This window comes from Alcanivorax sp. (genome assembly GCF_051117345.1).
In the GTDB taxonomy this organism is placed as follows: domain Bacteria; phylum Pseudomonadota; class Gammaproteobacteria; order Pseudomonadales; family Alcanivoracaceae; genus Alcanivorax.
This window is the reverse complement of sequence record NZ_JBNPEC010000062.1, coordinates 1-10,022: the sequence shown is the minus strand read 5'-3', so window position 1 is coordinate 10,022 and position 10,022 is coordinate 1. Positions and strand designations below refer to the sequence as shown.

The 10,022-nt window shown below is 60.2% G+C and carries 10 protein-coding genes; 3 read left to right on the top strand and 7 right to left on the bottom strand.

Annotation, left to right across the window (positions count from 1 at the left end; genetic code table 11):
- Positions 1-938, top strand: a 938-nt coding sequence (locus tag ACFE0K_RS04115; RefSeq protein ID WP_434534851.1) for a prolipoprotein diacylglyceryl transferase family protein, incomplete at its 5' end; no start/stop codon positions are given.
- Positions 939-1,096: 158 nt separating this feature from the next.
- Here ACFE0K_RS04115 and modC read toward each other — a convergent pair.
- From modC to ACFE0K_RS04085, 6 genes are all read right to left on the bottom strand, one after another.
- A complete protein-coding gene (gene modC / locus ACFE0K_RS04110) occupies positions 1,097-2,146 on the bottom strand; it encodes a molybdenum ABC transporter ATP-binding protein (protein ID WP_434534850.1) in 1,050 nt (349 codons plus the stop codon).
- Positions 2,143-2,826: a molybdate ABC transporter permease subunit gene (gene modB, locus ACFE0K_RS04105; RefSeq protein ID WP_434534852.1), complete on the bottom strand. Its 684-nt coding sequence runs from the start codon at positions 2,824-2,826 to the stop codon at positions 2,143-2,145. The genes modC and modB overlap by 4 nt, the downstream gene beginning before the upstream one ends.
- Entirely contained in the window at positions 2,816-3,553 is a 738-nt protein-coding gene (gene modA / locus ACFE0K_RS04100) for a molybdate ABC transporter substrate-binding protein (RefSeq protein ID WP_434534849.1), read from the bottom strand. The genes modB and modA overlap by 11 nt, the downstream gene beginning before the upstream one ends.
- 182 nt (positions 3,554-3,735) lie before the next feature.
- Positions 3,736-4,686 carry a rhodanese-related sulfurtransferase gene (locus tag ACFE0K_RS04095; protein ID WP_434534848.1) on the bottom strand — a complete coding sequence of 317 codons (951 nt, stop codon included), beginning with the start codon at positions 4,684-4,686 and terminating at the stop codon, positions 3,736-3,738.
- Between the two features lie 276 nt (positions 4,687-4,962).
- The gene (locus ACFE0K_RS04090; RefSeq protein WP_434534847.1) at positions 4,963-5,283 is read right to left on the bottom strand and encodes a BolA family protein; all 321 of its coding nucleotides are present in this window, start codon (positions 5,281-5,283) and stop codon (positions 4,963-4,965) included.
- 125 nt (positions 5,284-5,408) lie between these two features.
- Complete coding sequence (locus ACFE0K_RS04085) at positions 5,409-6,932, bottom strand: carboxylesterase/lipase family protein (protein ID WP_434534846.1); 1,524 nt, start codon at positions 6,930-6,932, stop codon at positions 5,409-5,411.
- Positions 6,933-7,208: 276 nt separating this feature from the next.
- On the opposite strand from ACFE0K_RS04085, the gene ACFE0K_RS04080 reads away from it, so the two are divergent.
- On the top strand, positions 7,209-7,562 hold the full coding sequence (locus ACFE0K_RS04080; protein ID WP_434534845.1) for a poly(hydroxyalkanoate) granule-associated protein: 354 nt from the start codon (positions 7,209-7,211) through the stop codon (positions 7,560-7,562).
- A 135-nt stretch (positions 7,563-7,697) separates the two neighbouring features.
- Entirely contained in the window at positions 7,698-8,750 is a 1,053-nt protein-coding gene (locus ACFE0K_RS04075) for an AraC family transcriptional regulator (RefSeq protein ID WP_434534844.1), read from the top strand.
- Here ACFE0K_RS04075 and ACFE0K_RS04070 read toward each other — a convergent pair.
- Complete coding sequence (locus ACFE0K_RS04070; protein WP_434534843.1) at positions 8,733-9,818, bottom strand: geranylgeranyl reductase family protein; 1,086 nt, start codon at positions 9,816-9,818, stop codon at positions 8,733-8,735. The two genes, ACFE0K_RS04075 and ACFE0K_RS04070, sit on opposite strands and share 18 nt — an antisense overlap.
- Between the last annotated feature and the right edge of the window lie 204 nt (positions 9,819-10,022).

Genomic DNA, 10,022 nt, shown 5'->3' with positions numbered 1-10,022 from the left:
GGCAGGGCCTGAACCTGACCTTCTACGGGCTGTTTACCGGCATCTCCGGCGGGCTCGGTGTTGCCGCTTTCATACTGCTCACAGCCTCTGCTGGCGTTGCCCTTGGTACTGCCTTGCTGCTAACGCTGGGGGTGCTGGCCATCTGCCTGCCTGCGGCCAAGATCATCGCCACCGTGGTGGAAAAAAACCGTCACGGCTTCACTGTCGGGGGCGCCAGCTTTGTGGGCATTATCATCGCCCCGCTGTTTCTCTGGCTGGCGGACCTGGCCAGCCAACGCTGGTGGGACACGGCCCTGCCGATTCTGCCTATGCTCGCAGCCATGTCCATTGCCTATGTGTTGGGTGAAGGCATCGGGCGGCTGGCCTGTATCAGTTTCGGTTGCTGTTACGGCAAAGCACTGCGCCACTCACCCGCCTGGGCCCGACGCCTGTTCTGCACCCTTAACCATGTGTTTATCGGCAAAACCAAGAAGATCGCCTTCGCCGGGGAAATGGAGGCCGTGAAAGTGATTCCCATCCAGGCAATCACCTGCGTGATATATACCGCCCTGGCCCTGTTTTGCAGCGCGCTTTTCTTCCACCAGCAGTTCGCGCTGGCCTTTGCCCTGAGTCTCGTGGGTAGCCAGTTATGGCGGGTTTATTCCGAGACACTGCGGGCGGATTATCGGGGGGGAAGCAAGCTATTCTCTGTCTACCAGATGATGGCGCTATTTGCCGCCCTTTATGGCATCGCTATCAGCCTGGCACTGCCCGCCCATGCAGGCCTGGTTCCAGATCTGTCAGCCGGCCTGGGCGCACTCTGGTCACCGGGTGTCATTATCAGTCTGCAGCTCATCACCGTCACCATGTTCTTCTTCTCCGGGACCAGCACCATCACCACCGGCGAGCTCCGCTTTGGCCTGGCCGCAGACTGGCGCAGCCAGGCAGGAGGGGAATAGCCTCAAGCTACAAGCTACAAGCTACAAGCTACAACGCGAGCATGGTTTTGTCTGTTTTCAACGCAAGAGGCCGCGCTCCTAATCCGGGCGCGGCCTCTTGATCTCAAAATAAACAGAACCTTCAATCGCGTTGTAGCTTGTAGCTTGTAGCTTGCAGCTCACCCCAACGCCACCGCCTTTACCTGCGCATAAAGCCGCGCCCCGGGGAACACCTCAAGCTCCCGGGCGGAGCGGCTGGAGATGCGGGCCAGCAAACGTTGATCCCCCAGGGCCAGCTGTACCACTGCCTGTCCCGGCCCGACTTCACGCAAGGCTGCCACCTGCACCGGATGGATATTGAGAATGCTGGAATCCTGCGGCGCTTGGCGACACAGGCTCACATCCCGGGCGGCAATGCGAAGGCGTACTGGCTCTTTGCCAGCCACCGGTTGCGCTGCGGGCAACCAGAATGTCTGTTGTGCCACAGTCACCGCCTGCAAGTGATCCCGGTTGTCATAATCACCCAGTTCACCGTACAACAAGGCCGTGGCATCGCCACGCTGGGCCAGCGGGCCATCCAGCCGGGCCAGCTCTTCGTGGGCCTTGCCTCGCGCCACGATACGTCCCTGCTCCATCAACCAGACCTGTCGCGACAGGGTCAGCAGCTCGTCCAGATCATGGGTGACATAGATCACCGGCACCTGCCTGGCGATCTCGCTGATCATCTGCAGCAGTTCCTGCTTGTGGCCGTGATCCAGCGCCGACAGGGGTTCATCCAGTAACAGCAGTTCCGGCCCGGCCAGTAACGCGCGAGCCAGAGCCACCCGCTGAGCTTCACCACCGGAGAGTGTGTCCCCCGAACGCGCCAGCAAGCCATCAATACGAGTCTGACTGACCACCCTGTCCAGGTCCCCTGCTGCTCCCCGACGCTTCACCACATAGTCCAGGTTGCCGCGCACACTCAAATGGCGAAACAGGGTCGGCTCCTGAAACATCATGCCCAGGGGGCGCTGCCAAGGCGGCAGCGTGGCGTCGTCGGTTTGCCAGAGCTGATCACCGAAGCGAATCTCGCCGTCGCAATCCTGGAGCCCGGCCAGCATCCGCAACAGCGTACTTTTGCCGGAACCGGAAGGCCCGAACAGTACCGTCACACCATTGGCAGCAAGCTGCCCCCGCGCCTGTAAACGACACGGCCCCACCTGGCCAGACAGGGAGAATGTCAGACTCATGGCATCACCCCGGTGCTTTGCTTGCGTTGCCAGCGAAACAGGGCCCACAGCATCAATACCGACGCCACCAGCAGCACCGCCGCCAACCGATGCGCACTGGCGTAATCTCCCGCCTCCACATGCTCATAGAGGGCGACTGACGCCACCCGGGTTTCCCCGGCCAGGCTGCCGCCGATCATCAGCACCACACCGAATTCTCCGAGGGTATGCGCAATGCCGAGAATCGCGGCACTGGCATAGCCATGCCGGGCCTGGGGAATCACCAGCGAGAAAAAGCGATCTAGGGGTCGGGCACCGGAGACCGCCGCCATATCCAGTTGCCGTGGCTCAATGGCCGCGAAAGCGTTCTTGAGGGGTTGCAGAACAAAGGGCAGCGAGTAGACCAGCGAACCAATTACCAGGCCGGTAAAACTGAACGCCAGGGAACGGGCACCACCCCATTGCGCCAGCCACCCACCCGGCCCATGCGGCCCCAACCCGATCAACAGATAAAACCCCAATACCGACGGCGGCAACACCAGGGGTAGCGCCAGCAATGCCTCCAGTAGCGCCTGCCCGGGCAAACGACGACGGGCCAGCCACCAGGCTAGCGGCGTACATACCAGCAACAGGATGAGGGTGGTAACCACCGCCAGTTTGACCCCCACCCACAGGGCCAGCCAGTCGCCATCACTCAACATCATCGACGACCTCATCGGTGCGATAACCCAGACTGCGGATCATTTCCTGAGCTTCGCCAGAAAACAGAAAATCGTAGAAATGATCTGCTGCCGACGTATTCCTGAGCACCCCACCCTGCTGACGGATTGACGGATAGAACGCCTCGGGAATACGCCACTGTCGCCCTCCCTGGTCCTGTACCTGACTGAGCGCCACAAAGGCAGCCTCTGCGGCGCCACTGTGGGCAAAGTGATAGCTCTGCGCCACATTCTCGGCCTGTACCAGGGTTACCGAATCGGGAAGTGGAAACCGTTCCAGCACTGCCTCGGCGGCTTCACCATAGGGAGCGGTACGGGCATTGGCCATGGCCACGGGAGTAACCCTGCCGGCCATCAGCGAGGAGCCATCGAGAACCGCCCCGGCTTGAGGAGACCACAACACCAGCCTGCCAATGGCATAGGTGCGAACTGTGCCAACCTCAATCAAACCTTCAGAAGCAAGCTCCTGCGGCCGCCGATCATCCGCCGCCAGAAAAATATCGTAGGGAGCCCCCTGACGAATCTGGGCTGCAAGCTTGCCGGTGGAACCCACAGTAATTTGAATATCCGCTCGCGGGTATTGCTGGTGATAACGCTGAACCAGTTGTTTCAATGGGGAGGAAAAATTGGCAGAGACAGCAACCTGCACAGGCTCAGCCGCTGCGATGGTGGTAACCAACGCCAGCAGGCTGACAAGCAAACACTTCATGGAAGCTCCACGACGATGATCTGGCAAGGCCCAGTCTATGTCATCACGCCGGGCGGCACTATTCGCGATCCGTTTTGTGTAACAGCCTCCGGCTCGGGAGCGAGGCACGAGGAGCGAGTTTCGAAAACCAACAACCTTGTTGCTCTTCGCTGCTCGTCACTCGTGTGTCGAGACTGGGCTGCTCAGGACGGCTTGCGGGGATTCTGCCCCCGATGCTGGCGACCGCGGGCGCGGGCCAGTTCGATCTGCTTCTGACGTTCGGCGAAACGGGCCTTCTGCTCAGGAGATGACTCGTCGTAACACTTGGGACAGGAGACGCCCAGCTGGAATTTTTCCGATGCCTTTTCTTCGTCGCTGATGGGGCGACGGCAGGCATGGCACTGGTCAAATTCGCCCGGGTTGAGATCATGGTCGATGGTGACTCTTTCGTCGAAGACAAAACATTCGCCTTCCCACAGGGAGTCTTCCTTGGGCATCTCTTCCAGATATTTGAGGATGCCGCCTTTCAGGTGGTAGACCTCTTCAAAGCCCTGCTCTTTCAGGTAAGCAGTGGATTTTTCACAACGAATCCCGCCGGTGCAGAACATGGCCACTTTCTTGTGTTTGGCCGGGTCCAGAGTTCCTTTCACATAGTCAGGAAACTCACGAAACGTGCGGGTTTCCGGATTGATGGCGCCTTTGAAGGTGCCCACTTCCACTTCGTAATCATTACGGGTATCGATCAGGAGGGTTTCCGGATCACTGATCACCGCATTCCATTCTTCCGGGCTCAGGTAGGTGCCTACGGTGCGGTTGGGATCGATCCCTTCCACGCCCATGGTGACGATTTCCTTCTTGAGTTTGACCTTGGTACGCAGGAAGGGATGCTCGTCGTGGAAGGATTCTTTGTGCTCCAGATCCGCCAGACGCGGATCCTCGCGGAGCCAGCCAAGCACGGTATCAATGCCGGGCCGTGGCCCGGAGATGGTGCCATTGATGCCTTCGCTGGCCAGCAACAGCGTGCCGCGCACATCCTGCGCCAGCATCAGTGCCAGCAGCGGCTCACGCAACTGCTCGCAATCATCCAGACGGACAAACTTGTACAGGGCAGCAACGACAATGCTGTCCGACCTTTCCACTTTATGCTGACTCACGCCTTGAACTCCGGATATGGACTCTTGAAATGATTAAAACACGTCTCTGCCGAGGCTTTTCTCCTCGCTCCAGAAGGCGTGGGATTGAAGGCATGCTGGTTGCATGTTGAGAGGCCACAACACTCTGGAGCGGGGAGAAAAACCCGGCCCGAAGGGTTATGCCTGGAATGCCGCTCAGCGGTGTTGCGGGTCTTGCCAGGGACAACCAGCCCTGCCTGCAACCCGCGCCTTGCTGAACGGCATTCCAGGCGATAACAGAGACGCGTTTTAATCACTTCAAGAGTCCCGCTTGCTGCCGCCAAGACAGTCAGGGGATTCACTGACTGCTCCGCCTTTGGCCTGCCATTCCGCCACGGTATAGGTGTGCAGCGCCAGTGCATGTACGGGCCCCGCCAGCTCGTCGGCCAGCACCTTGTAGAGCATCTGGTGGCGACGCACCGGCAGCATGCCGTCAAAGACATCACTCACCAGCACCAGCTTGAAGTGGGTTTCCGAATTGGGCGGCACACTGTGCTTGTGGCTTTCGTTTTCCAGGGCCAAATGTGCCACAGGGACGGCCTCGGAAACCTTGCGCTCGATCAATGTTGCTACGCTCATGGCACTCACCACCCGGACATTTCGCAGATCAGAATCAGTATAGCGCGGCGCTGGAGCCGCGCGGGGGCGGTATTCTACGCGTTTTGGAGGAGACTGAGAAATGTCCGGCGATCAGACGCTATCGCTCACTGCGGGACTGGAATGATCGGCTCCCAGAGGGCCTCGGCCGCCTCATCCAGCAAACCGGCCATCTCCTCGCCCGGACCGAACTGACGCACCTGCCGTCCGGCGGACCAGCCCTGCCAGCCCGGATCATCACCGTGAGCAAACGCCCCCCAGGCATCCTGCACCTTACGGGACAGGGCCCTGGCGGCATCCCCGCCGCCGGTGAAGTACATCCCCGCCGGGGTATCGGTGACACCAAAGACGAAGGGCACATCCACCACATGGCAGGCCCCCAGCGGCAAGCCGAAGGGCTCACTCTGCCAGGTAAACTGGAACCCCCAACAGTCCGGGTTGTGGCGACTCTGGGCATCCAGAAGGCGGACCGTGGGCACACGAAACAGGCGATCCGATTCCATGGCCGAAAACACGTCCAGCGAGCTGCGGCCTGGGTCCGGTTTGACCATGCTGCGGTAATAATCGAACGCCCGGGCACCATTGCCCGGCAGGCCCCGCTCAAAGCGACGCTGAATTTCCTGATCGTCCACGTCACGCAGGGACGCCATTTTGACGGTGCCGGCCAGCACGCCGGCGTACTGGAAAAAGTGGTATTCATCCTGGCAGACCCCGGCCAGCAGTCGCTTGTCGGCGGCTGCGCCGGCGGCAATGGCCTCAATCGGTAGCTGCGGCAACAAATCACCATCCACCATGGGCAGAAAATTCATCGCGAATTGTGGCGTTGTCGCGCGCAGCCCCCGGTCTACCAGCACTTTCACTGCCTGATTCTGGGCCTTGATCCAGTCTTTATCGGTGCAGTCGCTCAGCCTCTGTGCGGCACTGCCCTCGCCGGGCAGTGCCGCCACAAAGGCATCGGTAACCTTGCGTACCTGTTCCGGCGCCAGAACAAAATCTGCCGCGCCGGACTGCACAATGGCAGCGTGAAACAGTGATGACGCACGCGGGCATGCCAATAGCGCACAGACACTGAAGCCGCCGGCGGATTCTCCGAATACGGTGACCCGATCGGCATCACCGGCAAAACCGCTGATGTTTTCCTGCACCCATTCCAGCGCCGACAGCTGATCGCGCAGCCCCAGATTGGTGTCCGCCTGCAGCTCCGGCGCCACCGCCGTCAAATCCGCAAAGCCCATGGCTCCCAGTCGATAGGCGGCATTCACCACCACCACCTGCTGACTACGGGCCAGTTCCGCACCGTTGTACAGTGGCTGGGAGATCGAACCAGCGAGATAGGCGCCGCCATGGAACCAGACCATCACCGGAAAGGGGCCCTCCCCTTCGGGCACCCAGATATTCAGGTACAGGCAGTCTTCGCTGGACTCGTGGACCCCCATCAACGGGTTCTTCATCTGCAGGGAGGGTTGGGGATATTGATCCGCCGCCACCGCATTATCAGCGTCCGGCAACGCCCGCGGCGCCTTGAAACGATGCTCACCCAGCGGCGGTAAGGCAAATGGGATGCCTCTGTATTCGGTGACACCGTTACCGGTAAGCCCTTGATAGTGGCCCTGACGAATCACTGCTGACATGGATGGATCCTTTTCTGATTTCTGTCCGACAGCCTTGTCATCCCGGACGCGTTTGATTTGCCGGAAATGGTTCTGCAGAAACCACGATGGCGGCCACGGCAAAGGCTGGATGTAGACCTTAGCAAATTACCTACTGATGAGTAGGCCAAACCCACTGTTTAATTGTTAGACAACATTAACAACACTGTCAGAATCCTGACTTACACTTGTACACGCCCTCGCAGCCACCGCCAGAGGGCTTTGCTAATCCATTTTTTCTACGGAGGGAAGCCCCCTATGAGCAACGCTACGATCGAGCAACTCAACGAACGCTATGAACAAGTTACCACCGAAGCCAAAGCGGCTCTGGAAAAACTGAACACCGCCGTACGCGGTGCTTACACCCGTCTGGAAGAAAACGGCAATGAGCTGTTCCAGACCCTGGTGAAAACTGGCGAGAAACGTCAGAAAGCTGTGGCCAAACCACAGAAGAAAACCACCGCCAAGAAGCAGCCGTCCCAGTTGGACGAAGTACGCGGCAAGGTTGCTTCCGCTCTGGGTCTGCCCACCCGCGATGAAGTGGAAGCTCTGAACAAGAAGTTGGCCACCCTGAACCGTAAGGTCAACAAGCTGGCCAAAGAAGCGAAGTAATCGCTTTTTGCTAGCCTCAGGGGCGGTATCACCGCCCCTGCTCTCTCCCCTTTGTCTCACCTGAACCGTTGACTTCGCCGCGCGCCTCTCGTTATCTAGTAGCCTCTGCAGATAACAAAAACGACGCGAGCCAAGATGTCCGCCAGCCTGTCTTCTTCACTGAAATTACGTACCGTCGCCCCGTTCTGGCTTGAATTCCTGCTGGATGCCGCCCTGCGTGCCGGTGTCGATCTGAGTGGTGCCCTGGTGGATCTGGGTATCAGCAACGACGATCTGGAAAATCCTCAGTCGCGCATTGCCATGACGGTTGAGAACAAGCTACTCAGGCAGGCCATGCAGGAAAGTGGCGATCCGCTTTTCGGTCTGCACATGGGCGAAGGCATCCGCCCGCGCTTCATGGGCGAGCTGGGCTATGCCAGCATGTCCAGCGCCACCCTCGGTGATGCCATCGAGCTGATGATCCCCTTCACCAAGGTCACCAGTGAATGCGCCCAATTACGCTTCGAGTGGCGCGACAAACACCTGTGGCTTATCTGGGAAAGCGACCTGGAAGACCTGGCCACTTACCCGGCTCGCATCGATGCCAACTTCGCTGGCGCTATCGTTTATGGCCGCTGGTTGATCGGAAAGGAAATGTCGCCGACCCGGGTGCTGTTTCGCCACCCGCCGCAGGGCGATGAACAGGAATACCAGCGAATCTTCCGCTGTGAGGTAGCCTTCGAGCAACCGCAGAATGCCATCGTCCTCGATGCCAGTCTGCTGGATCTGCCGCTGCGCGATGCGGATCCGGAAATGCACAAGGTGGCGCGTTCTCGCATGCAGCGGGCGGTGACGCAGTACCATGCCCGCGACAATCTGCTGGAACAGGTGCGCCTGGAGATTCAGAAACGCCTGCAGCAGGGTGTCCCGCAACTGGAGCCTATCGCCGACCAATTGGGCATCAAGCCCTGGACCCTGCGCCGCCAGTTGCGGGCAGAGAACACGGATTTTTCCAGCCTGCTGGAAGATGAACGCCGACGTCTGGCCTGTGACTGGTTATTGCACAGCGACCGCTCGGTAAACCAGATCGCCCTGGATTTGGGCTATTCGGAACAAAGCGCCTTCAATCGGGCCTTCAAGCGCTGGTTCGGCGTCACCCCGGTGCACTACCGGGAACAGCAAGGCAGTGGTTTATCCCCCGACGATTGATGCGCCGCGCCAGCGGCGCTTGCATTGCCCCAGGGTAAGTCCCCGGGCAAAGCCTTCCACCAGGGTCGCCCCGAGATTGCCCTGCAGCATGCGCGTAGACAGCGGCATTAACGGGTAGAACAGCCGCGCCAGCTGCTCCACCGTCGCCACCTCTTCCCGCCAACCCGCCAGCCACTGGGGATAGCTCGCCAGTTGCCCGGCTAGAATCGCCTGGGCAGCCAGCTGTCCACTGAGAACTGCCCCATAGATCCCCTCCCCCAGCAGCACTTCGGTACAACCGGCCGCATCACCGGCAAACAGGATTCTCCCCTGACACAAGCGGGCCCGAGGCAGCCAGGTGCCCAGCGGGTAGCCCTGTACTCCCGAGGGACGGGCGCCCAGCTGTTGCTGACTGTAGCGGTCGAGCTGCTCACGGCCCGGCGAGGCAATACCCTGACGCCACACGTAAAGCCCTACGTTGACATGATCCCCCTTTGGAAACAGCCAGCCGTAGCCACCTTTAATTGCCGCAAAATCCAGTGTCATGCCTGGATACCGGGAGAGCTTATCCCGAGGCACACACCCCTCGATGGCCACGGCGCCGGCATAACGGCGCTCCCCCAACAGCTTGCGTATCGGGCTGTGGGCGCCATCGGCAGCAATCAGTGCGCTAGCCTGAAAGCGCTCGCCCTCGCGGGTGGTCAGGGTGACGGAGAGCCCATCCTGGCTCAGGGACTGAATTCCTCGCGTTTCGACAAAGCTGGCTCCCTGCTGCCGGGCCTGTTGGCGGCAGAGCGCATCCAGTTCGGCGCGTTCCGTCATCACACAGAAGGGGCTGGCAGCTTGCAGAGCCTGACTATCAGCAGGAAAGCGTCCTACCCATAGCGTGGACACCACTTCACGCACCACCGGGGCGATGGAAAACCGGTAGCGATTCAGGGTCTTCGCCGTCACCCCACCTGCACAGGGCTTGCCCTGCCCGGCAGGCCGTGACAGCACCAGCACTCGCCGCCCCGCCGCCGCCAGATCCCAGGCAGCAGCACAGCCGGCCTGAGCGGCGCCGACCACAATCACATCCCAATTCGTCATTCATTGCCTCGTGTCAAATCAGCCACCATGGGATAGGGAGCCTCTGAACAACTCCTTGCGTGCTCAGCGTGACCTGAAGGGTGCAGCTGTTGTGTTTTGTCGCGACGGGCAGGGTGGTTACTTTCCTAGTGACCAAACGCAGCAGATGGGCCCTTCAGGCCGCGCCCTCCGGGTCTTCCAGGCCGGCCCGCACTCGTTGTTGCA